Source organism: Psychroflexus longus (assembly GCF_020164595.1).
In the GTDB taxonomy this organism is placed as follows: Bacteria; Bacteroidota; Bacteroidia; order Flavobacteriales; family Flavobacteriaceae; genus Psychroflexus; species Psychroflexus longus.
Window position 1 is genome coordinate 90306 of record NZ_JAIQZE010000002.1, and the last position, 25568, is coordinate 115873.

The window sequence follows — 25568 nt, forward strand, 5'->3', positions numbered from 1 at the left end:
GCAGTCGCTTTTTTATAGTTACATCTCTATTCCAAAACCACAGTGCGGGCTTTCCACTTCAATCCCTAACGCAAATTTTAAGTTTGATTGATCAATAAAGTTTTAAGTTTGCAGCAACCAATTTAATAGTAATGATCTCCAAGTGCTTTATCAGTCTCAGTATTTTATTGTTGAGCATTTGTGGCTTAGCCCAGAAAAAAAGATCAGATGTCTTTCATGCCGATTACCTCTACGGTAGAATTATGAGGCATAGTCCTCAAATCTTGCATCTTATCCAAGGGCCAACCCATGGAATACTGTTTTCCTGGGAGCGCAAGACATACGGCGACAAAGACTGGCAACAACTGTACAATTACCCAAGTTATGGGGCTTCCCTTTTAATTCAGGATATGGGTTCGCCGGAATTGGGGAGAGTTTATAGTTTACACGGAGAATACAGATTCTTTTTCTGGGAGCGAAAATTGAGTCTTAAAGCTGGTCTTGGTGCTGGCTACATTCCCAACACTTACGATCCCGAAACCAATCCTAAAAATACGGCTTACGGCTCCGCACTAACGGCTTCCATAATCTTTGGCCTCGAATATCGCTTTGAGAATATTTTTGATTTGCCTTTGGACCTTAAATTTGGTGGGTTTCTGGTGCATTACTCCAATGGGAAAACCAAGTCGCCTAACACGAGTACAAACAATTACGGCTTACAAGCCGGCTTAAGCTACAAGCTCTCAGAAGCGGAAAGAGCCTATAAAACATCAATTTTGGAACCCGTTTCTACGTCTTGGTCTTGGGATATTATTGCCGCATCAGGAGCCAATGACAGCGGCATTTGGGGAGAAGCAAACGAAGCATTTTTAACGCTTACGACTTCTGTCAACAAACGCCTTTCTCACCGTAGTAGATTAAACTTAGGACTAGATGCTTTTTTTACACCCTCCGTCAAAACCTTTATTCAATACCGAGCATCAGCGTTTCCAGAAGAAGATCAGTTTCAGGGAGATGAAGACTGGAGACGAGTTGGCTTGTTTTTGGGTCATGAATTATATCTTGGACAGTGGAGCGTTATTTCGCAAGTGGGATATTATGTGTATTACCCCATCGAATACCTGGATAGAGAATACATCAGAGTGGGTTTACGTCGTTACATCACCGATAAGTTTTATGTCTCGCTCATGCTTAAATCGCATTATTCTAAAGCTGAAGCTATAGAATATGGTATAGGTCTACGCTTATGAAAGTTTACACGCTAAGGTCGCTAAGTTCTCCGCAAAGTGTACAAGTCTTAAACGTGAGGGCATTTTTAGTTGAGAACTACGCTAGTCATAAAACCCAGTTGAGTTACATTTGATCTGAACTATGAAAAAAATTACTATTATCCTACTTTTAGTTTTAGCGCTCATGGCTTGTGACGCTGATTCAACGCAAGATTGTTTGCGAGGAAGTGGTGCAGCTGAAACACGTGATTTAAATATTTCAGATTTGGAGAGCATCACCATCAGAGAAAATATTAGGCTGGAAATCACTTATAGTTCTGAAGAAAGTCTTGTGGCTGAAGGAGGAAAAAATCATTTGGATCGATTAAAAATCATTCAAAATGGTAGTGAGTATGAATTCAAAGTTAACGGACTTTGTACCACTGGTTTTTCTAAAGCCCCTATTGTATTAAAATTAAAAAATTCAAAACTAACTTATGTGAGGAATTCTTCACAATTCAAAGTGTTAAGCACCAATACTTTAGAATTCGAAAAACTTACATTGATATCAGAAAATTTTAATGAGCCAGATGCACTAAATCTTGGGGACTTCAATATAAAAGTCAATAATAGAAGGGTAAACCTGGTGGGGAATGGCATATCCGATTTTGAGATTTCGGGAAGGACCCAACAGTTTTACTTTAATACTGCTTCCGGTTCAGGAACAGTTATGGCGAGGCATTTAGAGGCACAAGAAATTACTTTTTTTCACCGCTCCTTCAGAAATGCCATTGTAAATCCTAGCCAGTCATTGAAAGGAGAAATTCGATCCACAGGGAACCTTATCAGCGCAAAAAAACCTCCAAAAGTGGAGGTTGAAGAATTTTATACGGGAAAACTTATCTATGAATAAGTTCATATACTTTTAAATTAATCTCTGGAAACTTCAAGAATTTCAAAGTTCAGTATTCCATTAGGGACTTCTATTTCGGCAGTATCCCCCGCTTTCTTACCCAACAAACCTTTTCCTATAGGAGAATCTACAGAAATTTTACCTGTCTTTAAATCAGCTTCACTTTGTGCAACCAACTTATAGGTCATTTCTTTGTTCATTTTGGTGTTTTTCAATCTCACGTTACTGTGGATTAAAACTTTTGTAGTATCAAGTTGAGACTCATCGATCACTCTGGCATTCGCAACAACCTCTTCAAGTTTTGCAATGCGCATTTCCAACATACCTTGCGCTTCTTTGGCAGCATCATATTCAGCATTTTCGCTTAAATCACCTTTATCTCTTGCATCTGCGATATCTTGGGAAGCCTTAGGCCGTTGTACATCTCTCAATTGATCAAGTTCTGACCTTAGCTTTTTTAAACCATCTTCTGTATAGTATGATACTTTACTCATAATCTTATCGTTTATATATAACAAAAAAAGAATCTCGCGGGTTTCGAGATTCTATATTACAAATATAATATTTTTGTGGCTCTAAAGTCATAATCACCTAAAAATTAATATGAAAGCAATTCTTCTTTTAATTCTATTTACACTTTGTGTCAGTTGCGAGAGCGATGATAATTTAAGAAGAAATCCAAATTTGTTGAATATTAATGTAAACTACGAGATCAATTTAAACTTAACTCAGTTCAATAACCTTAACTTTAGCGGTAACTCGGTTTATGTACCTGGTCAGGGAAATCAAGGTCTTATCATTGTAAATTCAGGTAGTAGTTATTTGGCTTGGGATGCAGCGGATCCTAATCTTGTTCCAAGTGAATGCTCAAGACTTATTATTGATGGTTTGAATGCTGAGTCTACCTGTGATGAACCTCCAAATAGTTATAGCCTGATAACAGGTCAACCCCTAGTAGAAGATTTAAGATATCCACTATTTGCTTACAGGATAACTGAAAGCGGCGGAGTACTCAGAATATTTAATTAAGCCTATTTTTGATTCTATCCCTATCAAAATCAAAATTCACTTTGTCATTTATTTTAAAATTTTCGGTTGAAATCGCAAAAATTGATTTTGAATTGAAGTCGATTTCTATAAGATAATGTGAGCCTTTAAAATAACTCGATAAGACCTTGCCTTGATATTTTTGAGTTGTAACCACCCTAATCTCGTGAGGGAAGATAACAACTCTTTCATCTACTAGGTCGAGATTAAATTCATAGGTGTCAAGCACATTGACATCTCCAAAAAGTGATGCACAATATTCATTTTTGGGACGGTTATACACCTGCTGTGTAGTTCTAAAATCAAGAGCCTTTCCTTCTTTAAGAACCATAGTAAAATCAGAAAATGGCAAAACATCATCTGCATCGTGAGTAGCAAATATGCAGGTAATTTCTTCTTTTTTCAAAAATTGAAAAAGTCGACGCCTTAATCTATGTTTCAAAAATTGGTCAATATGGCTAAACGGTTCATCTAGTAAAATCAGTTCTGGAGGATTTGCTAAAGCTTGTGCAATTGCTACTCTTTGTTTCTGCCCGCCGCTTAATATTTTTAGTTTTTGATGTTTAACCTCATCGAGATCAAACAGCGCAATAAGTTCATCACTTCTTCTCTGATTTTCTTCTGGCGTTTCTCGGGATAAAAATTTCTGAATATTCTCCTCTGAAGTGGTGAATGGCATCAAATCAAATTCCTGAGACAAGTGTTTAAATTTTTTATAGCCAGGAACAAGATTATAGGCAGGTCCCAAAATTTTCTCTGTTCTCCATTTTATGGATCCCTTATCAAGGTCAAAGAGTCCGTATAAGGATTTAATAAGCGTGCTTTTACCACAACCACTCTCACCTATTAGAGCTAAGTGATCTCCTTTTTTTAATTCAAAATTGATATTTGAAACGCCCTTACCATTTTCGTGTAAATAAGTAAGCTCACTAACATTTAACATGGAAGAATTGTTTATACAAAAGTAACTAAAGTAAAAAGACCGAAGTCGTTTGACATCGGTCTTTTAAAGCTACTGTGAAATTAAATTCTATTGAACTATTAATTTCTTAGTATAAGTCTTACTTCCAGATTCTACCATTATGATGTATACTCCCGAATTCAGAGTTTGAATATCAACTTTCTGTTTATTATCAGAAGTTTTTGAAAGAATTAATTTACCTGTCATATCATAAATATCAACTTTAGCGTTCGCAAGATTTCCGTTTGTCAAACTTAAGCTGAAGCTTTCTTTAGCTGGGTTTGGATAAATCCCGAAAGAATCAAATCCAAAACTTTCATTAGATAATGAACAATTCAACACACCAGAAGGTGGGAGATCAAAAGCTTCTTCCTGGTCTTCTCTGTTATCTGTATCCCCTTGTTTAGCACTCCATCCAAGGCCTCGTTTAGCAAAAACTTCCCATATAAGGCATTGGTTTGCACCACCATTCGCAAGCAGGTCTGCTTCCAATATAGCATCGCGTGCATCGATAAAGCCAGGACTACAAGCCTGTAATTTCATGCCATCAATAACCAGCTGCATATTGATATTATTTCCACCTGTTCCTGTATATAGATTTGAGTCAAACCCATAACGCTCTATAAGTGCCCAGTTCAAATCCCATAACATGGAGGCCCAAACAAAACCAATTCCGTGAGGTTGGCTTAAGTCTAGATTGTTTGTAAGGCCGTAAGTTGCAGGATTTATTTCTGTTGATGTGGAATATCTAAATGGTCTTATCCCTACTCCATCAATAGACTGAGATGTGGCAAAGGTACCTATACCTCTGCCCTCAGTAGCAATATCTCCTTCAGAAATTGTCATCATTAGTCCCAACCAATCACTCCATCCTTCACCCATTTGTTCTGCGTTTGTTAAGCAATCGGCTGCAGAAGCACCTCCGGTTAAACGATTAGAAATCCCATGACCATATTCGTGTGCAATAATCCCATTATCAAAATCCCCATCAACTTCATATGGCCCATTATTAGCTAAAGAACCTAAAACGGTCTCACCATTTTCAAGGGCTTGAATTATCATCTCACCATCAGCCTGACTCAACATAATAGATGGAATGGTAATACCAGTATCGTCACCTCCCATAATAATTGGCTCCCCAGCAACATTATTAACCATGATTACTGCTGAAGCTCCAGCAGCTTGTGCTTTCTCAATCTTACTCACAAAAGCGCATTCTCCTCTTCTAATGATCACAATCTTTCTATTTAATTCTGTGGCATTCAGTAATTGTTCACAAGCATCTAAAGGGTCTGAGCTCGAATCCTCATCAAGTGCCAGAGAAAACTCTCGTGAAACTGGTCTTGAAGAGAGACTAGGGCCAAAAGCAGCGGCAACACCATTATAACCGCCAGCTAGATTACTTGGGTCTGTAATTGATAATGGTTCTATTAATGGGCCAGAAGGTGACCATAAAAACATTTGCATTCGTGGACGAGATCCATCTGGGGGAGTAGCAAAATTTGCATTATTAAGACCATCACCATCTTGAGCCTCGGCTCTTACGTAATCATTGCCTAAACCTCTACCTCCATAATTGGTTTGTTGAAAATTACCAGAGGATTCATCAAAACCATAATGAGCCCACATATCGTGAACGATATTATTCCAATAAAATAAATTGGTGATCGCAGCAGCTTGATTGAACTGAGGTTGTCGATTTAAGTCCAAAGGGAAATTGAAATTTAAACTTTCACCACCATCTGGTGAATAACCTGCAATATTTTCATTCGCAACGTCTTCATAAGCATGTACATTATTACCTCTGGTAATAGTATATTCAGCTCCTTCAATGCCATCGGTATCATGCCAACCAAAAGGGGAAAACTCAAGGTCTTCAGGGTTTGATATTATTTCTCTTGACCCGTGATTTGGAGACTCTATAGGATAAGGGAAAACATTGTAACTTGAACTAAGCATAGAGGTGGAAGCTGCATCTAGAAATGCATCATCAGTGTAAGAAGTTCTTAATTTTTTATCTGTAATGCTAGAATGATCAAAATCACAACTTACCATCCAGTCGTTCTTTTCTAAAATCCTTCCATTGATGGCGTCTATTCTTAGACTCCACCAGTGAGAACCATCCAACATGTGAATTGACATATCCCAGGCTAAATTCAAAACACCTTCTTTTGATTTTTGATATACCAGCTTAACAGGAATCGCGTCGATTGAAATACCAGATTTAGAAAGTAGTAAATCCTCTTTAGAGTTAGATTTTAAAACGTGTATTTTATCAGGTTTTTTTATTCCCAGTTGAGTGGTCGCTGCGATTAGAGCCTCTTGGGGAGATAAAGATGGTTTTTTGTTAGAAATATTTTTTTTAAGATTGGAAGTAAAGTTAAAAGTTGCGTGCTCAACTTGACCTTCTCTGATAGCAAAATTCCCAATAGCATTAAAAATTGGAATACCTTCATATGTCTGCTGAACGTAAACATGTTCTACATTTGTGCTTTTAGAAAAATGTTGAGAACTTATATCTAAATTTGCAAGATCATATGGAGATGTCATATGTTTTAATGGTTTCTGCTCCATATAAGCTTTAATGATGTCAATTTCAGTTTGAGCATTGAGTTGAAATAAAAATCCTGAAATGAATAGGAAAAAAAGTAATTTTAATTTCATATGAAGTTTTTATTAATTTTAAGTAACTTAATTATAAAATTTAATAATTTATAACTAACAACTGTTAATTTTATAGAATCAAAAAAAAGACCACTTAATTTTATTCAAGTGGTCTTTTAAATTATTCAAAACGTTCTACTTATTACTTAGCGTCAGCCCACATAGAAGTTTCATAATCAGCTACCTTACCTTTTAGAATTGCTAAATTTTGTTCTTTTGAAGCAGTTGGATCCATTTGAATAGCTTCGCCTTCAGGTGTATAAACCATATAAAATCCATCTTCCATAGAAGCTAATTTTATGAATTCTCCATTTTCATCCATAGCATTCCAGGTTTTATTCTCTGGCGTATAAACCATTTCTAAAATCTCACCTTTATTTTCTCCTGAAAGCACTTCAACAGTAAAATGATTTTTGGTGGCTGTCATTTTCACGTCTTGATTATTTACTTTAGCATACTGAACTTCTTCTTCACCTTCAGTCATTGCTATAGGATTATCACCAGTCCAGAATTCCAATACATTGAAAAATAAAACATCACCAGCAATAAATAACCCATATACTGGTACAATGTTTAAAGCCCAAAATATTAGATTATCTAAGAATTTGTTGTCTGTCACTCCGTCATTCCAATCTCTCAAAGATTTGAAAGCGCTGAAAGAACCCAAGCAACTTGTGCTTAATAAGGTCATAGATAAAGCTCCGCAAATAAAAATTTTCTTTTTCATTATGTCTAGGTTTTAAGTTAATTAACAATATAACTTTATTATGCTGATGCTAGTTTTAGAAAAACAGAAATTTAACATTATTGAGTCTGGCTAAGTTGTCTTGCGCATAAGAAGGAACTCGTCCACGCAGCTTGAAAGTTAAACCCACCCGTCACCGCATCTATATCTAAAACCTCTCCTATGAAGTATAAATCATTATGAAGTTTACTTTGGAAGTTTTTAAAATTAATTTCCTTAAGGCTAACACCTCCAGCGGTTACAAATTCATCTTTAAAGGTACTTTTTCCATTCACATGAAACTCTCCTGCGCAAAGTTCCTGAGCAAGAGATTGGATTTGGTTCTTACTTATGTTAGACCAATTTAAATCCTGATCAATGGCAAGATGATCCAGAAGACTTTGCCAAAATCGTTTTGGCAATCCTTTAATTGCATTGCTATATAAAACCTGTTTGGGGTGTGTTATTTTCATTTCCTCAAACAGCGATTTTAAAGATTCTATATTATGTTGCGGCAACCAATTCACTCTCAGTTGAAATTGATAGTTTAATTCGTGAAATATTCGAGCACCCCAGGCCGAAAGTTTCAAAATACAAGGACCGCTCATACCCCAGTGCGTAATCAAAAGTGGTCCGGAGGATGTCAGCTGTTTCAGTTTTTGTTTTGAGACCCCTCTGTCTTTGGTGGTATAAACCTCAACTTCTGCATCCAGGCTTATGCCTGAAAGATTTAGTAAACGTTCGTCTTTTACATTAAATGTAAATAAAGATGGTACAGGTTCTACAACATTATGACCAAGCGTTTGAATCAGACGCCACATTTTAGGACTACTGCCCGAAGCTATAATTATTTTTTTTGCAAACATATGAAGTTCCTTGCCTTGCAATTCCCAGGAAAACTCATGTCCTTCAAATTTTGTGATAACATCAACTCCTGCATTAGTTTTGACTTCAACACCAAATTTATCGGCTTCATTCTGAAAACAATCGATGATAGTTTGTGAAGAATCTGAAACTGGAAACACGCGCTGATCCTGTTCAATTTTCAGTTCGACGCCTCGCACCTCCAACCAGGCAAACATATCTCCCGTCATGAACTGATGAAAAGGTCCCAGCAATTCTTTATGACCACGAGGATAATTTTTTGTCAGAGCTTTAGGATCAAATTCTGCATGAGTCACGTTACATCGCCCACCTCCTGAAATCTTGACCTTGCTTAGGACTTGCTTTCCCTTTTCAAGAATTATAACTTTTACTGCTGAATTTAATGCTGCTAGATTAATGCCTGCGAAAAAACCAGCTGCCCCACCTCCAATAATGGCTACATCTGTTTCTGTAATTTTCATTCGGCAAAAGTAATGGAATAGATACTTCTTCTCTAGTAAAAAAACCTACGATAGAGTTGAATATCTTTTTATCTAGCTAATAAAGGGATTCGTATGAAATTTAATCTAAAGATGAGGCTATCTGCTTTGCTAAAAACTTTTGGCCAAATTCAGAATTGAGGTATTTCATATCTTCAGGATTGGAGAGGAAACCAAGTTCTACGGTCACTGCTGGACATTTCAAATTTTTCAAAAGAAAGAAATTTGCTGATTGTAATGCTGAAGTTTTAAAATCTTTACGTTTGAAAGATTCCAAAATTTTAGTCCCAAAATAAGACGATTTAACTGTGAATTCATTTTCAGCAACAAAAACCTCCACTCCATTCCTATCTCTATCTGGAGAATAGTTAGCATGAAGAGAAATAACTAAATCAGGAGAAAGGGCCTCAATTTTGGTGAGCCTGTCTTGTAACGACATAAATTCATCTTCAGTTCTCAATAATATAATTTCAATGTTCTTATCTGAACAAAGCTCTTTGAGGTGAGAAGAGACGTCGGCAACAATTTGCTTTTCCAATATTGAATTGCTTTGCGCACCAGTATCTATACCTCCATGACCTGCGTCAATGACAACTTTAATCTTGTTTGGGTTTGTAGGATCCGCAGACATAAAATTAAATCCAACACAAAAAACAAATAAGAAACGGACTAACCTCATAATACACTTTCGAATGAAATTCTAAAGTAAGAAAATTTTCTATAAAATTTAAGGTTTAGTTATGAAGAAATAAATTTTAACATAGCCCATAAATTCAGAATTTTGATTGATCATTTTATAATGACCATGATTAATTACGGGGGTCAGAAGATAAAATAAATTCTTTGTAATCCTCAGCAAACGTATATAGTTTATCGATCAAATCAAGTCTGTTTTCAGACTTAAGGAAAGAAGCATCAAGTTGTTTACTAGCCAGAAAGTCAAAAAACAGTTCTTGTTTATCTTCAGCAATATGAAGTTCCTCTACCAGAAATCTTTCATTTATGTTTATATCTTTTAAAAATAAAGCTTCAAAATCCTCAAATCCCAAATAACTTGTAGCCTTTTCTGGTGGTTTATCAGACTTAAAAGCACTAAAAATTAGTCTTAGAATATTTCCTATGTTACCATTGGAAGGTTGATACAATTCAGGATGCTTTTTGGCGTCTTTTCGAATTTGGGTGGTTAAATTTTTATCCAGATTTTGAACATCTGTTTTGCTTGATTTGTATCCTGTAACCTTGACTTCGTCTAGGCTTGAAATCTTTAATTCTACAACAGTTTTTCTTTCGAGTTGCTTTTGGTTGACTATCAATTCATACAATTCATAAGCAATAGAGGTAAATTGAATTGTATCACCAATTTTAGCCTCAATCCTGAAATAACCATTAGAATTAGAAACTTCAATCCTGTCATGTGACAAATTTTCTATTCGGATTCCTGAGACTCTACCATCAGCATCATAGACATAACCCTCGACTTCTTGCCCGAACAATTGAGTGGAAACTAGTACAATCAAATAGATTAAATTTTTAAGCAAGGGATGAAGTTTCAATTGGCCTGTAAGATAAGAGATTTCAAAAACCTATGAATCATTAAAACTTAAGTTGAACCTGTTTTAAGTTTAAAAACCCTTTCGTTGATTTAAGGATTAATATATTCTCCTAAAGAATCCAAAACTAAGGGATTCAGGAGACTCACACCTTAATAATGTTGCATAAAAAAAGCTTCTCGGAAAGAGAAGCTTTTGAAGTACGGGCGGAGAGACTCGAACTCTCACACCTTGCGGCACTAGATCCTAAGTCTAGCGTGTCTACCAATTCCACCACGCCCGCATTAATTTTGCGATTGTAAATATAGAGAATAAATGGAACTTTCAAATTAAGTTTCAAGAAAATATTTTATATTGTAAAAACTCAAAAAAAGACCATGAATACTAGACCTTATATTGACAAACACAAACAAAGATTTATAGACGAGCTAATCGAATTGCTGAAAATTCCGTCCATAAGCGCTGATCCTAAGTTCAAAAAGGAGGTTTTGATGACGGCGGGAGCTGTCAAAATCAATTTGGAGGCTGCAGGCTGCGATAAAGTGGAAATTTGTGAAACCACAGGCTTTCCAATTGTTTATGCCGAAAAAATTATAGACGAATCTTTACCTACTGTTTTGGTGTACGGGCATTACGATGTGCAGCCGCCAGATCCTATGGATTTATGGAACAGCCCACCCTTTGAGCCTGTGATTCAAAACACCGACATTCATCCCGAAGGTGCCATATTCGCCCGCGGCGCTTGTGATGATAAGGGGCAAATGTATATACACGTGAAGGCGATGGAAGTCATGATTCAGAATGACCAGTTGCCTTGCAACATCAAATTCATGATTGAAGGCGAAGAAGAAGTTGGGAGCGTAAGTCTGGAGTCCTTTCTTGAACTCAATCGGGAAAAGCTTTCCAATGATGTGATTCTGATTTCCGACACAGGAATGATCAGCAAAGACGTACCTTCCATAACCACAGGCTTAAGAGGTTTAAGCTATGTGGAAGTGGAAGTCGAAAGTCCCAATCGCGATTTACACTCTGGACTTTATGGCGGAGCCGTGGCCAATCCCATCAATATTTTGGCTAAAATGATTGCATCACTACACGATGAAAATAAACACATTACTATTCCCGGATTTTACGATAAGGTCGAGGAATTAAGCTCAGCTGAAAGAGAAAAAATGGCAGAAGCCCCTTTTTATCTAGAAAACTACAAAAAACATATCGGCATTAATGATGTTCATGGCGAAAAAGGTTTCACGACCAACGAGCGTAACTCCATAAGACCAACGCTAGACGTTAATGGCATTTGGGGAGGATATATGGGCGAAGGTGCCAAAACGGTGATTCCTAGTAAAGCTTATGCTAAAATTTCTATGCGTTTGGTGCCCAACCAGGACTGGAGAGAAATCACTGAGCTTTTCAAAACTCATTTTGAGAGCATCGCCCCCGATAGCGTAAAAGTAAAAGTCAAACCTCATCACGGTGGCCAGGGTTACGTCACTCCCATCGATGGAATTGAATATCAGGCGGCAGACCTGGCCTTTCAAGACGCTTTTGGGAAGCCAGCCGTTCCTCAGCGCAGCGGAGGTAGTATTCCCATTGTCTCTATGTTTGAAAAGTATCTGGGAAGCAAAACGGTCTTGATGGGCTTTGGACTTAACTCGGATGCCATCCACTCCCCCAATGAGCATTTTGGAATTTGGAATTACCTCAAGGGCATTGAGACCATTCCATACTTTTACAAACATTTTACTGAACTTTACTTAAAAGAAAAGAAGTAGCATTTGGGCGTTACCCCAATCCTCTCTACAAAATTTAGTGGATTGGGAAGGGGTCGGGCTATCCGTTGCAAGCCATTTCAGTAAAGCTATAAAAATATAAGCCTGGCAAGAGCTTCCGCTAGTCGCTTGGCTAGGCTTTATTTTTTAAAAAAGCTTTACTTTATGGGCTTTCCACTTCTATCCCTAACTCAAAACACTCTAACCTCGAGCCGACAAGGCCTTATGAGGTTTTAGAAACCTCACAAGCCTAACCCCACTCTTCAGGAAATTTGAAAAATTAGAATAGTACTTAAGCCTCACACCGACTTCAGTTAAAACTTTACACCCCAGACGCTGCTTTAAGTTTTGACATAGAGCCTGAAGCTCACTATCGTAAAACTTTGAAAGTTAACGGAGGTAAATCAAAAAAAATACCCTCTTCTATAGAATAAAAGAGGGTTGTTTTAGGTGTGTGTGTTTTTTATCTATTTATATTCCTTCACCGCATCTACAAAAGCTTTGGCATTTTCAACAGGAATATTGGGTAGGATCCCATGTCCCAGGTTCACGATGTAGCGGTCTTTACCAAATTCATCGATCATTTGATGCACCATTTTTTTGATGTCTTTGGGTGGAGAAAACAAACGCGAAGGATCAAAATTTCCCTGCAAAGTGATTTTCCCTCCAGATAAATACCTGGCATTTTTGGCCGAGCAAGTCCAGTCCACACCGAGAGCAGTCGCTCCAGATTTAGCCATCGTGTCTAATGCAAACCAGCAACCTTTACCAAAAGCAATTACCGGAATATCCTCCTTCAACGCATCGATGATCTGCTGGATATATGGCCAGGAAAATTCCTGATAATCGACCGGCGACAGCATCCCGCCCCAGGAATCAAATACCTGTACGGCATCTACTCCTGCTTCAACCTTTCCTTTGAGGTAAGCGATGGTAGTATCGGTGATTTTTTGTAATAATTCGTGAGCCATTTGAGGTTCGGTAAAACAAAATTCTTTGGCTTTATCGAAGTTTTTGGAACCTTGTCCTTGCACGCAGTAACAAAAGATTGTCCAAGGCGATCCGGCAAAACCAATTAGTGGCACCTCATCATTCAGCTCTTTTTTGGTCATTTTGATAGCTTCATAGACATAGCCTAACTCTTCATAAACATCGGGCACAATGACCTGATCCAGGGTTCTTCGGTCTCGAATAGGATTAGGCAACCACGGGCCAACTCCTGGTTTCATCTCCACTTCTATGTTCATTGCTTGGGGTACTACCAAAATGTCACTGAACAAAATAGCTGCGTCGGTACCGACTTGATGAATCGGCATGACAGTAATTTCAGTCGCCAATTCCGGGGTCCGGCAGCGGGTAAAGAAATCGTACTTTTCTTTCAGCTTCATAAAATCGGGCAAATAGCGTCCAGCTTGTCGCATCATCCAAACAGGGGGACGTTCTACTGTTTCTCCTTTTAAAGCTTTTAAAAATAAATCGTTTTTTATCATTGAAATTTGATTGAAATCTAATTGTAATTTAAATCGGTAAACTCACTGATTAAAGTAACTTCACCGCGTCTTTAGCAAAGTAACTGGCGATCATGCTGGCTCCTGCTCTTTTGATAGCCGTCAATTGTTCTAGCATCACTTCATCGTGGTTGAGCCAACCTTTTTCTGACGCTGCTTTAATCATTGCATACTCACCGCTTACCTGATACACAGCTACAGGAACTTCGACTTCATTGGCTATATCTCTCACAATATCTAGGTAACACAAGCCTGGTTTGACCATTACTATGTCGGCGCCCTCGTCTAAATCGGCAAAAGTTTCCTTCAAAGCTTCGCTTCTATTGGCTGGATCCATTTGATAAGTTTTCTTGTCTTTTGGAATGTCTTTCACGTCCACAGGAGCAGAATCTAAAGCATCTCTAAATGGCCCATAAAACGCGGAAGCAAATTTAGCCGAATAGCTCATAATACCAACATCAGTGAAATGTGCATCTTCCAACACACTGCGAATTTCCAGGATTCTTCCGTCCATCATATCACTTGGTGCCACAAAATCAGCGCCTGCCTGTGCATGGCTTAAAGACATTTGTGCCAAAAAAGAATTGGTTCTATCATTGACAATTTTACCCTGGTCCACAATACCATCGTGGCCATACATGGAGTATGGGTCCAAAGCCACATCGGTCATCACCAGCATTTCTGGTGCTGCATCTTTCACAGTTTTGATTGCTCTTTGCATTAACCCGCTAGGATTGACAGCTTCCTCTCCTCGGTTGTCTTTGAGTTTTTCATCAACTTTTACAAATAGCAAAACAGACCTCAAGCCCATCTGCCAAAGTTCCTTGACTTCTTTGGAAAGCAGATCCAAACTAAATCGGTAATAGTTGGGCATAGAAGCAATTTCATCTTTTACCCCTTTACCTTCCACCACAAAAAGTGGAACAATAAAGTCGGTTGGGCTTAAGTGAGTTTCTCGGATCAACGAGCGTATAGATTCATTTTGCCGTAATCGGCGATGTCTTTGTAGGGGAAACATATTACTTAAAATTTGGCTTTTGCTTATTTAAAAAGGCTTGAGTTCCTTCTTTAAAATCTTCAGTTCCAAAGGATTTTCCAAAGTTTTTAATTTCAGTTTCAAAACCATTAACGCCATCTTTATAATTGTCATTAATGGCTTCAATCGCCACTGAGATGGCCTGCATGGAATTATTTAAAATTTTATTTGCTAGTTTTTCAGCTAGTGGAAGTAATTCTTCTAGTGTTGTCACGTGGTTGACTAAGCCGTAATTTTTGGCGGTTTCTGCATCAATCATTCCCGCAGTCATGATCATTTCCATAGCTCTGCCTTTGCCAACCAGTTGCGGTAAACGCTGTGTTCCTCCATAACCGGGTATGACGCCGAGAGAGGTTTCTGGGAGACCCAACCTGGCATTATCGCTTGCGATCCTGAAATGCGCTGACATGGCTAATTCTAATCCTCCACCAAGGGCGAAACCATTAACGGCTGCGATGACAGGTTTTGGAAAGTTAGCGATATAGTCAAAAACTAGCTCCTGGCCTTTAGCTGCTAAATCTTTGCCTTGTTCCACCGAATATTCGGAAAATTCTGAAATATCCGCTCCAGCTACAAAGGCTTTTTCTCCGCTACCTGTAAGAATAACTAAAGCTACATCTTCATCACTTCTAAGAGACTGAAAAGCTTTATGAATTTCTTCAATTGTAGCTCTATTAAGAGCATTGAGTTTTTTAGGTCTATCAATATAAATGGTCGCTATTCTGTCTTGTATGTCAACTTTTAGGTTTTCAAATGTCATGAGTATGGGATTTTGGAAATTTTAGTGTAAAGATAGTGCCTTGATCAGATTTTGAAGTCAGTTTTATATCACCTTTATAAGTTTCAACAATATTTTTGACCATACCCAGGCCTAATCCCATGCCACTGGTTTTAGTGGTAAATCTGGGTTCAAAAATGCGTTCCTGCAAATCTTGAGGAATACCAACACCATTATCTTCTACAGTAATAACCGCATTTTCTTCTTCAGAAAAAATATTTACTGAAATAATTGGGTTTTCTAGATGTTCAGTCGCCTGAATGGCATTTTTCACCAAATTGGTGATGATTCTTATCAATTGACTTCTATCAAATTTAATCTGAATATCCTCTTTTTCAGAAGAAAATTGAATTTTGTTATCGTTGAAAATATCAAGAGCCAATCTGATGATTTCAACAGCATTTAAGTTTTCATTGTGTTGAGCTGGCAGTTTAGCAAAGTCCGAAAATGCCCCGGCAATAGCGCTTAAATTATCAATTTGCTGAATGATGGTTTTAGAAAATTCCTTAACTCTTGTCTTTATATCTGGGTAGTCTGGATCAAATCTTCGCTCAAAGCTTTGCATGCTTAGTCGCATGGGAGTAAGAGGGTTTTTAATTTCGTGAGCTACTTGTCTTGCCATTTGTCTCCAGGCCTCTTCACGCTCGGTTTTAGCAAGCTTTAAGGCACTTTCTTCCAACTCGTCAATCATGTCGTTGTAAGCCTTTACTAATGGCTTAATTTCATAACTTATCTCTTCATAAGATATTTTGGGATTGGACTGATCTAGTCTGGTTTTGGTGATTTTTTTGCTAATGCTTTGTAAAGAACTTGTAATGTATTTTGATAAAAAATAAGCTAATACAATTGCAGAAATCAGCATAAATAAATAGACCTGCGACAAAAGCATAAGAAAATCTCTAAGCTCTTTTTGTAAAAACCCATCATCTTCGATGTAGGGTAAATTTAATATTCCAATGGGTTTGAAATAATTATCGAGTATGTAGGTGTAAGAGGACTGGTAATTTTGATTGTCTAATTTAAAATTTTCAACGTACTTTTTTTCACTAGAATTCTGAAGCGCCTGAACTTTTTCTGAATTCATTTGAGTTTCCAGTGAATCCATATAAAAGGTAGCAATAGAAGATTTTAGCAGATTCCCCTCAAGATCGTAAATATTAATTTCGGTATTATGAATATCCTGAATCTCATATATTTTTTCTTTAAAAATAAGAGGCAAACTTTTGGTCTCTACCGGATAGGTGGTTGTCCTTAAGACGTAATTAATGTTGGCTCTTATTGCGTTTTCCTTTCGGTTGAGTTTTTCTCCATGTAATTCTTTGGCTTCTTCCTTAAATTGAAAAATAGTTACACCTGCAATCAATACAGAAGCTCCAACAACCAATGCAATCATGGAGATGAAGATTCGAGTTCGTAAAGATCGCCTGTAATTGAACATCATGAAGAAGGTTTACGATTCCTAAGGCGTTTGTACAATTTAATCCCGAGCATCAGTACGACACCAAGACCAATTAAACCCACCAGACCCCAAATCCAGCTGATGGCACTTTTAAGTATGACCAAGAAAACGACAGCAAATAGAATAAGCGTAGCACCTTCATTCCAAAAACGCATCCCATTGGAAGTCCATCTGATATCATCCTTTTGAAACTGCTTGAATATGAAATGATTTTTGATGTGGTAAGCAAATAGTAAAACCACAAAAGCAAGCTTTACGTGCATCCATCCTTGCTCCAACCAACCTGGAACGAGAATCAAAAGCCATACTGCAAAAATGGTTGCTAAAATCGCAGATGGCCAGGTGATAATGTACCATAAGCGCTTTGCCATAATTTTAAGCTGTTCACTCAAAATGTCACTATCCGGTTGTGGTTTTTGTCTGGCTTCAATGTGATAAATGAAAATTCTTGGAATATAAAATAAACCTGCAAACCAGGTGATTACAAATATGAGATGTAGCGATTTGATGTAGTTATATTCCACTTTATTGAATTGAATTTAGTATATCAAAGATAAGCATAACATGAAGATTTTAGAAGGATGGCAAGCTCAGGCTTAAAATTAGAAAAATAGCGAAGAAAAAGCACTTTACTTTAATAATTCAAAGACTCAAAAACTAAATAACTCACAGAATCAGAAACTCACAAACTATTTCATGTTGCCTTCACTTTCGCCTCATCTTCAACAATAAGTGTCGATTTTACTTCTCGTCTAAGAAACAAACCAGTTATAATCGTGGAAATTAAATCTGCTAATGGAAATGAAATCCAAACCCCAAATTCTCCATAATAATTCGGCAAAATCAAAATCAACGGGATAAATATAAACCCCTGTCTTGATAAAGTGAGAAGAAGTGCAGGCACAGCTTTTCCGATGGCCTGAAAATAAGCACTCCCTATCAATTGAATTGAAATGATTGGAATAGCAGCAAACACCCATCGCATAGCACTGGTTGTATCGTTTACAACTTTTTGATCTTTAGTAAAAACAGATGCAATTTCTCCAGGGAAAATCATAATAATAGCAAAGACTAAAATGGCCATCACCGAAGCATACAGAATAGCTTTATTGATACTTTCACGCACACGTGAATATTGATTTGCTCCGTAATTATAACCAGAAATTGGTAAAAATCCTTGTGTAACTCCTAAAACAGGGAATAAGGCGAACATAAGCATACGCCCAACGATACCATAAACAGCAACTGAAGATTCTCCACCCAATTCAAATAAGATATTATTCAATAATAAATACGTCACACTTACCACAGCTTGTCTGGACAGTGTAACAAAACCAAGCGCTCCAATTTCTTTCAGAATTGTAAAATCAATTCCAAAATCTGAAAATCTAATTTTCAATTCAGAATGTTTTGATAAGAAAAACCAGATGATGTATCCTAAGCATAAAATGTAAGAACCCGTAGATGCCCAGGCAGCGCCATGCATTCCTAAGTCCATTATATTGATGAAAACATAATCCATAATAAGATTACCTACAGAAGGAATAATCATGGCCACCATAGCAAATTTGGGTTTACCCTCAGCGCGTATAACGCTATTACCCATCATAGCTACTCCAAGCACTGGCACTCCGTATAGGACTATCTTATAATAAATTTTAGCAGGATCGAAAATATCACCTTTCCCACCAAATGCAGGAATTAGATCATCTACAAACGAAAGTCCGAAAATGACCATAGTGACAGTCACCAGTAAAGTAATAGTAATTTGATTACCGAAAGTTTTGAGAGCTTTCTTATCATTATTGGCCCCTAGAGCCCGTGAAATAATGGAAGACCCTCCTATCCCAATAGCCATTCCCAGAGCTGCTATGAAAAAAGAAACAGGAAGCACGACATTGATAGCCGCTATAGCTATAGAACCAATCCAATTGCCTACAAAAATAGTGTCCACCAAAATATTGATGGACATAACCAAAATTCCAATTGATGCAGGAACGGCTTGTTTAATAAGCAGCGGACCTATAGCCTTGTTTCCTAATTCTTCAGAGTTAGCTCTAGCCATTTACTATGCGTTGACTTTTTCATTTTGATGCGCCCATTCATCAATCCAGCGGCTCATAGTTTTGATCCAGTCTTCTCTATCGTTGAGACAAGGGATAAACATAAAATCATCACCGCCAGATTCTTCAAAAATCTCACGAGCTTCCATATTGATTTCTTCCAAAGTTTCTAAACAATCAGAAACAAAAGCCGGGGATACTACCGCCAATTTTTTAGTGCCTTCCAGACCTAACTTCTCAACTGTTCTGTCTGTGTAAGGTTTTAACCAGGGATCAAATCCTAAACGGGATTGAAAACTCGTACTGTAGGTCCCTTCTTTTAATCCTAAAGTTTTTGCCACGCCACGAGTAGTTTCAAAACACTGGTGTCTGTAGCAAAACTGATGTGCTTTGGAAGGCGTTTGGCAGCATGACCCATCCACTTTACAATGTGAATTGGTAATATCGCTTTTTCTGATATGACGTTCAGGAACTCCGTGGTAACTGAACAATAAGTGATCGTAATCAAAATTATCTAGTTTTTCTCCAATACTTCTTGATAAAACAGTCACGTAATCTGGATGATTGTAAAACGGAGGTAATGTGGTAAACGACATTTCTGGGAAATGTTCGCGTCTCAACTCCTCGGCCAAAACGAGAATTGTTTCGGTAGTGGCCATCGCAAACTGAGGATACAAGGGCACCAATAATACCTCATCTACACCTTTATCGTGAAGCTCTTGAAGGCCAGATTTTATATTTGGCTGACCGTATCGCATGGCTAACGAAATAGGAACTGTTGTTTGCTCATCAATTCCTTTTTGCAAGCGCTTTGACAACACAATAAGTGGTGAGCCTTCATCCCACCAAATTTTGGAATAGGCTTCTGCTGATTTTTTGGGTCTAGTATTTAATACAATTCCTTTTACAAGAATTGTTCTGAAAAACTTTGGTAAATCGATAACACGCTCGTCCATCAAAAATTCTCCCAAATAGGTTTTTACATCTTTTGGATCTGTTGATTTGGGCGAACCTAGATTAACTAATAGTACTCCTTTCATGTGCTTAATTTTATCATTTTTTTTAATGCTCACACCTACCTGAATAAATTAGCCGGTGGTAATTGTCACTCAATTGATTAAAATTTATTTTAATCAATAAATTTTAATCGTATCGGTTTCATTACATTTTAAACAAGTTCCAAAATTAAAGCACTTAATTTTAACAATAGCTAATTTTGATAGAATGTTATAATAGGTATAGAAGAAAGCGTTATTTTATTTCATTCAAGAAAAGAACAACTTCTGAAGTCCCTTCGTAGACTTTTACCAATTTATTATTCTTACTGTATAGAAAAGCAGTTGGAAATGGACCGACATTATAAGCATCTGCAAATTTGTAATCTTCATCTCTTAGGATCTCAATATTGCTTAAGTTTTGAAGTTTTGGAGCGTATTTTTCAAAAAAAGAACGGGTAAGTTCCTCTGTATTTGCTGAAATTGTATAAATCTGAACGTCTGCTTTTTTGATCTGATCCGATTTAAGATTCAAAACCTTAAAAGTATCTACACAGTGCCCACAAGTTGGATTATAATATATAAAATAACTAAAGCTGTTTTCTTTAATATCTTCTTTCTCAAAGGTTTCTCCGTTGAGTTGATATAATTCAAAATCTACCAAGCGCTCAGGATAGTTTTGAGCTATATAGGACTGAGTAATTAATAAACTAAAAACTAATAAAATGTTCTTCATGATGTTACGATGTATTGTTTATAGGAAATAATTATTATTTCAATTTCAAAATTAGATATATTTAGATCAATCAATTTCAATATTTAGACAAACTTAATGTTTCAAAATAGCATCAAGGTTAAAAAATAGTCAGATAAAAAAGGATTGACAACTTTAAAGGCAACAATACTTATGTTTGTATATGCCAAAATCTCCCGATATATCCTTATTTACCGATTGGTTTAAATCCAAAGGTTGGAAACCATTTGAATTTCAAACTGAAACCTGGCACGCCTTCGCAAAAGGAAAACACGGTCTATTGAATGCGCCGACAGGTAGCGGTAAAACTTATGCCCTTTGGATTCCAATTTTTTTAGAAATTCTGAAACTGAAAGCGCAACAGAAAAGAAAAACTTCCAGTCTGAAAGCGGTTTGGATTACTCCGTTAAGGGCACTTTCCATTGAGATACAACAAGCAGCAGAACAACTTATTTTTGATCTTGATTTGGATCTTAGTGTAGGTATTCGGACTGGAGATACGCCTCAAAAAGAACGTGCAAAGCAAAAACGCAAAATGCCAGACTTGCTTATTACCACTCCAGAAAGTCTTCAGCTTCTACTCGCTTCTAAAGATTACCCAAAAACATTTAAAGATTGCCAGGCTATTGTCGTCGATGAATGGCACGAATTATTGGGTACCAAGCGCGGGGTACAAATGGAACTGGCACTATCGCGCTTCAAAACCATCAATCCAAAATTGAGAGTGTGGGGAATATCTGCTACCATCGGTAATCTGGAACAGGCACGCGATGTGCTTCTGGGCGTTGATTCGGAAATGCTTGAAAATTCAGTTTTAATTAAAGCAGATCTTGAAAAGAATATCCACGTCCTAAGCATCATCCCTGAAACGATGGAAAAGTTTCCGTGGCGTGGACATCTTGGGTTGCATCTTTTGGAAGAAGTGATCCCTATCATCAAAGCCTCCAAAACCACTTTGCTGTTTACCAATACACGGTCTCAGTGTGAAATCTGGTTTCAAAAGATTTTAGAAAAACATCCTGAATTTGCCGGAGAACTGGCGATGCATCACGGTAGCATCAACAAGGAAACCCGACTTTGGGTGGAAGGCGCTATCCGTAATGAAAGTCTAAAAGCGGTGGTTTGCACATCAAGTTTGGACCTGGGTGTTGATTTTGCTCCTGTGGAAACTATTATCCAAATTGGCGGACCTAAAGGTGTTGCCCGATTTCTACAACGTGCCGGCCGAAGTGGTCATCAGCCAGGCAAAACCAGTGTGATTTACTTCTTACCCACCCATGCCATTGAATTGATTGAAGCTTCTGCTTTGCAAAAAGCAGTTAAGTCAAAAACAGTGGAAGACCGCTTGCCTTACCTCAACAGTTTTGATGTCTTGGTACAGTATTTAACAACTCTAGCAGTGTCTGATGGATTTTATCCCAAAGAAATTTATCCTGAAATTAAATCCACCTTTTGTTTTCAAACCATAACTGAAGAACAATGGGACTGGGCCTTGAGCTTTATCACTAAAGGTGGGGAAGCTCTCCAAACTTATGATGAATATCGCAAAGTGGAAATTGAAGAAGACGGCTTATTCAAAGTCAATCGAAAAGGGATCGCGATGCGGCATCGCTTACAAATTGGGACGATTGTAAGTGATGCGGTTTTGACTGTGAAATATATGACAGGCGGTTTTATAGGGTCGATTGAAGAATGGTTTATTTCGAAACTAAAGCCTGGGGATGTGTTTACTTTTGCCGGCAGGAATTTGGAATTGGTTCGTATCAAGCAAATGCAGGTGTTGGTAAGAAAATCCAAATCTAAAACTTCAAAAGTTCCTAGCTGGATGGGCGGACGATTGACGTTGACGTCTCAAATGAGTGAATTGCTTCGTGAAGAACTCTATAACCAGGATGCTAAAGATAAAAGTCCGGAATTGGTGGCTCTAGAACCGATTTTCCAACGGCAAAACCTGGAATCCATCGTGCCCAGACCTCATCAGTTTTTGATAGAAACCTTTAAGACCCGAGATGGTTATCATCATATTTTTTATCCATTTGAGGGACGTTTTGTCCACGAAGCGATGGGAAGTTTACTGGCCTACCGCATCAGTTTGTTATCTCCGATTTCATTTTCGCTGGCGTTCAACGATTATGGATTCGAATTGCTATCTGATCAACCGGTAGATATGCAATCTGTTCTGGATAATGATTTATTTACAGCAGATTACTTGCTGGATGATTTGTCCAAAAGTCTTAATGCTACGGAAATGGCCAGGCGAAAATTTAGAGATATTGCTGTTATAGCTGGTCTGGTCTTTACGGGATACCCCAACAAGCTGATCAAAAACAAACATTTGCAATCCAGTTCGCAATTGATTTTTGATGTGTTTAAAGATTTTGATCCCGACAACCCTTTGTATCAGCAAGCCTTTACAGAGACTTTCGAACATTCCCTGGAGCAAGGCCGATTGCAAAAAGCTTTGGAGCGTATTGCTACCCAGGACATTGTTTGGAAAGCTTGCGAGAAACCAACTCCCTTTTCCTTCCCCATCATTACCGACCGATTGAGGGAAAAATTGTCTTCAGAAAAACTTAGCGATCGCATTCAAAAGATGATTAAAAAGTTGCAAAAGTCGTGAGTCGTGAGTCGTGAGTCGAATATTAAAATAGCAAATTTGAAATATTCCCCAAACCACCTTCAGTTTAAACTTTACTTTTTAGACGCTGTTTAAAGTGATATACAACATCTAAGTTGGATATCGAAAAGCATCTAAACTTGCAGAGTCAAATTCAAAAAAACTAAATAATTTCCACTCCTTCCGCTTTCAATTCTTCTTGTTGCTGTTTGAATTTATCCTGATCCAGAGCCTTGGTCGCCTGTTCTATTAACCTGACTTCGAAGCCTTCCTTCAGCGCATCTTTAATCGTAAAGTAAACGCAGATATCGCCGGCAAGTCCGCAAACATCAATGGTTTCGCAGCCTTTTTCTTTAAGGTAACCTGCCAGGCCAGTGGATTTTTTGTGGTGGTTATCGTAAAAAGCACTGTAACTGTCGATTTTGGGATCAGTTCCTTTTCTGAAAATGGCTTCAATGCAATTGGTTCTCATTTTGGGATGGAACTCAGCGCCTTTTGTGCTCTGGACACAGTGATCTGGCCATAACGTCTGATCATAACCCTCGATTTCCTTGTTTTCGAAAGGTTTATGGCCTTCGTGATTGGAAGCAAAACTCATGTGATGCTCCGGATGCCAGTCCTGTGTAGCCAACACAAGGTCGTACAGAGGTTGAATAAGGTTGATATGAGACACAATCTGGTCGCCATTTTCGACAGCTAATCCTCCGCCGGGCATAAAATCGAGTTGAGCGTCTACGATGAGTAAAGTTTTCATGAGTTTTTATTTTTGTAGTGATCTCTCAGTTTCTCTCTCTCTTCAAGCAATTGATCTGAAATTCCTATTTTATAAATATGTGGATTTTCAAAACGCTGAAATTCTTCTGAAAATTCTGATAAGCGTTTTCTCGAAAAGGCTTTTATATCCTCAAGAGATTTTGGCGGATAAGTTCTCTTACCGTTTTTCATCACCGATGAAAGTAGTGGCTCTGCTGAGCAGCCTGTAAATGATAGCGTTTTGGAAGGTTCGAAAGGATGATTCATGCGATGAACTTCTGTTTCATCTCTTAAAGTAACGGCATCTGCTCCCGCGAGTTCTCCTTTGGAATTTCGTATCCTGTAAACCTGCTTTTTATGGGGCATCGTGAGTTTGGCAAGATTTTCTGAAAGCTTTATACGAGGTTTCCCATTGGCAAATGCCAGTTTATAAACACCATCCAGTGCCGCATCGGGATCGCCTATGACTAGGTTGGTTCCTACGCCAAAGACATCTATAGGTCCTTTTTGCTCTTTCAAGCTCCTAATGACGTATTCATCCAGCTGGTTTGAAGCTGCAATTTTAACGTCCTGCAAGCCCGCTTCATCCAGTGCGTTTCTACATTTTCTTGCCAGGTAAGATAAATCGCCACTATCCAGGCGAACGCCTTTCAATTCCTCACCACGAGACTTCATTTCTTCACCTACAGTAATCGCATTGGGCAAACCACTTTTGAGCGTATCGTAAGTATCGATAAGGAGAATCGTATTTTTGGGATGGCTTTCGGCAAAATCTCGAAAAGCGGTTAGCTCCTCATCATAACTTTGAACAAACGAATGGGCCATCGTTCCTGAAATGGGAATGTTGAAATCCTTACCAGCAACCACATTGCTGGTCGCTTCAAAACCACCAATAAATGCTGCTCTGCTGGCGTGGTAAGCTCCCGAACTTTGAGCCCGTCGCATTCCAAAATCGATAAGCATTTCTTTCCCTGCAGATTTTCTGATGCGGCTGGCTTTGGTCGCAATAAGCGTTTGAAAGTTGAGTAAATTGAGTAAAATAGTTTCCACGAGTTGAGCTTCCACCATATTGGCCTCGACCTGCAATACCGGTCTTGTAGGAAATACAATATCTCCTTCTTTTGTACTGAAAAGATTACCTTCAAATTTGAAGTCTTTTAAATAGTCCAGGAATTCTGAATCTAAACCCTGATCTTTTAAAAATCCTAAATCCTCATCTGAAAACTGAAAATTTTCAAGAATTCCCAATAGGGTTTCCAAACCTGCAAAAATAGCATAACCTCCTTCAAAAGGGAGCTTTCTGAAAAAATAATCAAATACTGCTGTGTGTTTATGCTTTCCTTGCTGGAAATAGACCTGTGCCATATTGATTTGGTACAAATCTGTGTAGGTCGCCGTAAATTGATGCATAGGTTGAGGTTTT

At 37.9% G+C, this 25568-nt stretch carries 22 protein-coding genes and 1 tRNA gene; 5 read left to right on the forward strand and 18 right to left on the reverse strand.

The annotated features are described in order from the left end of the window. Positions 1-131: 131 nt before the first annotated feature. Both LB452_RS03120 and LB452_RS03125 read left to right on the forward strand, forming a co-directional pair. Positions 132-1229 (forward strand): acyloxyacyl hydrolase, encoded by a 1098-nt coding sequence (locus LB452_RS03120; RefSeq protein WP_224460263.1) that lies wholly within the window; start codon positions 132-134, stop codon positions 1227-1229. A gap of 121 nt (positions 1230-1350) precedes the next feature. Continuing rightward, positions 1351-2100 (forward strand): GIN domain-containing protein, encoded by a 750-nt coding sequence (locus LB452_RS03125; RefSeq protein WP_224460264.1) that lies wholly within the window; start codon positions 1351-1353, stop codon positions 2098-2100. Positions 2101-2117: 17 nt separating this feature from the next. On the opposite strand, the gene greA is transcribed toward LB452_RS03125, so the two are convergent. Next, complete coding sequence (gene greA / locus LB452_RS03130; protein WP_224460265.1) at positions 2118-2594, reverse strand: transcription elongation factor GreA; 477 nt, start codon at positions 2592-2594, stop codon at positions 2118-2120. A gap of 109 nt (positions 2595-2703) precedes the next feature. Between greA and LB452_RS03135 the strand changes: the two genes are divergently transcribed. Further along, a complete protein-coding gene (locus tag LB452_RS03135; protein WP_224460266.1) occupies positions 2704-3129 on the forward strand; it encodes a hypothetical protein in 426 nt (141 codons plus the stop codon). Here LB452_RS03135 and LB452_RS03140 read toward each other — a convergent pair. From LB452_RS03140 to LB452_RS03170, 7 genes are all read right to left on the reverse strand, one after another. Continuing rightward, the gene (locus LB452_RS03140) at positions 3122-4090 is read right to left on the reverse strand and encodes an ABC transporter ATP-binding protein (protein WP_224460267.1); all 969 of its coding nucleotides are present in this window, start codon (positions 4088-4090) and stop codon (positions 3122-3124) included. The two genes, LB452_RS03135 and LB452_RS03140, sit on opposite strands and share 8 nt — an antisense overlap. 87 nt (positions 4091-4177) lie before the next feature. Beyond that, a complete protein-coding gene (locus LB452_RS03145; protein WP_224460268.1) occupies positions 4178-6772 on the reverse strand; it encodes a T9SS-dependent M36 family metallopeptidase in 2595 nt (864 codons plus the stop codon). A gap of 142 nt (positions 6773-6914) precedes the next feature. Then, complete coding sequence (locus LB452_RS03150) at positions 6915-7499, reverse strand: DUF3332 domain-containing protein (RefSeq protein WP_224460269.1); 585 nt, start codon at positions 7497-7499, stop codon at positions 6915-6917. A 77-nt stretch (positions 7500-7576) separates the two neighbouring features. Continuing rightward, on the reverse strand, positions 7577-8842 hold the full coding sequence (locus tag LB452_RS03155) for a BaiN/RdsA family NAD(P)/FAD-dependent oxidoreductase (RefSeq protein ID WP_224460270.1): 1266 nt from the start codon (positions 8840-8842) through the stop codon (positions 7577-7579). A gap of 100 nt (positions 8843-8942) precedes the next feature. Beyond that, complete coding sequence (locus LB452_RS03160; protein WP_224460271.1) at positions 8943-9539, reverse strand: N-acetylmuramoyl-L-alanine amidase family protein; 597 nt, start codon at positions 9537-9539, stop codon at positions 8943-8945. 130 nt (positions 9540-9669) lie between these two features. After that, the gene (locus tag LB452_RS03165) at positions 9670-10377 is read right to left on the reverse strand and encodes a hypothetical protein (protein WP_224460272.1); all 708 of its coding nucleotides are present in this window, start codon (positions 10375-10377) and stop codon (positions 9670-9672) included. A 234-nt stretch (positions 10378-10611) separates the two neighbouring features. Further along, positions 10612-10693, reverse strand: a tRNA-Leu gene (locus tag LB452_RS03170). Positions 10694-10787: 94 nt separating this feature from the next. On the opposite strand from LB452_RS03170, the gene LB452_RS03175 reads away from it, so the two are divergent. After that, the gene (locus LB452_RS03175) at positions 10788-12185 is read left to right on the forward strand and encodes a dipeptidase (RefSeq protein ID WP_224460273.1); all 1398 of its coding nucleotides are present in this window, start codon (positions 10788-10790) and stop codon (positions 12183-12185) included. Between the two features lie 464 nt (positions 12186-12649). Here the strand turns inward: LB452_RS03175 and hemE are convergent, their stop codons facing one another. From hemE to LB452_RS03215, 8 genes are all read right to left on the reverse strand, one after another. Further along, positions 12650-13672 (reverse strand): uroporphyrinogen decarboxylase, encoded by a 1023-nt coding sequence (gene hemE, locus LB452_RS03180; protein ID WP_224460274.1) that lies wholly within the window; start codon positions 13670-13672, stop codon positions 12650-12652. 49 nt (positions 13673-13721) lie between these two features. After that, the gene (gene hemB, locus LB452_RS03185; RefSeq protein WP_224460275.1) at positions 13722-14708 is read right to left on the reverse strand and encodes a porphobilinogen synthase; all 987 of its coding nucleotides are present in this window, start codon (positions 14706-14708) and stop codon (positions 13722-13724) included. A gap of 1 nt (position 14709) precedes the next feature. Beyond that, on the reverse strand, positions 14710-15486 hold the full coding sequence (locus LB452_RS03190) for an enoyl-CoA hydratase/isomerase family protein (protein WP_224460276.1): 777 nt from the start codon (positions 15484-15486) through the stop codon (positions 14710-14712). Further along, positions 15476-16942 (reverse strand): sensor histidine kinase, encoded by a 1467-nt coding sequence (locus LB452_RS03195; RefSeq protein ID WP_224460404.1) that lies wholly within the window; start codon positions 16940-16942, stop codon positions 15476-15478. Before LB452_RS03195 ends, LB452_RS03190 begins: the two co-directional genes overlap by 11 nt. Further along, the gene (locus LB452_RS03200; protein ID WP_224460277.1) at positions 16942-17487 is read right to left on the reverse strand and encodes a CopD family protein; all 546 of its coding nucleotides are present in this window, start codon (positions 17485-17487) and stop codon (positions 16942-16944) included. The genes LB452_RS03195 and LB452_RS03200 overlap by 1 nt, the downstream gene beginning before the upstream one ends. Positions 17488-17657: 170 nt before the next feature. Next, positions 17658-19028 (reverse strand): MATE family efflux transporter, encoded by a 1371-nt coding sequence (locus LB452_RS03205; RefSeq protein ID WP_224460278.1) that lies wholly within the window; start codon positions 19026-19028, stop codon positions 17658-17660. Between the two features lie 3 nt (positions 19029-19031). Continuing rightward, entirely contained in the window at positions 19032-20066 is a 1035-nt protein-coding gene (gene hemH, locus LB452_RS03210; RefSeq protein ID WP_224460279.1) for a ferrochelatase, read from the reverse strand. 211 nt (positions 20067-20277) lie between these two features. After that, complete coding sequence (locus LB452_RS03215) at positions 20278-20757, reverse strand: peroxiredoxin family protein (RefSeq protein ID WP_224460280.1); 480 nt, start codon at positions 20755-20757, stop codon at positions 20278-20280. 181 nt (positions 20758-20938) lie between these two features. On the opposite strand from LB452_RS03215, the gene LB452_RS03220 reads away from it, so the two are divergent. Further along, on the forward strand, positions 20939-23395 hold the full coding sequence (locus LB452_RS03220) for a ligase-associated DNA damage response DEXH box helicase (protein WP_224460281.1): 2457 nt from the start codon (positions 20939-20941) through the stop codon (positions 23393-23395). Between the two features lie 160 nt (positions 23396-23555). Here the strand turns inward: LB452_RS03220 and pncA are convergent, their stop codons facing one another. Both pncA and LB452_RS03230 read right to left on the reverse strand, forming a co-directional pair. Further along, a complete protein-coding gene (gene pncA / locus LB452_RS03225; protein ID WP_224460282.1) occupies positions 23556-24146 on the reverse strand; it encodes a bifunctional nicotinamidase/pyrazinamidase in 591 nt (196 codons plus the stop codon). Further along, positions 24143-25555, reverse strand: coding sequence for a nicotinate phosphoribosyltransferase (locus tag LB452_RS03230; RefSeq protein WP_224460283.1), 1413 nt, complete (start codon positions 25553-25555; stop codon positions 24143-24145). The genes pncA and LB452_RS03230 overlap by 4 nt, the downstream gene beginning before the upstream one ends. Between the last annotated feature and the right edge of the window lie 13 nt (positions 25556-25568).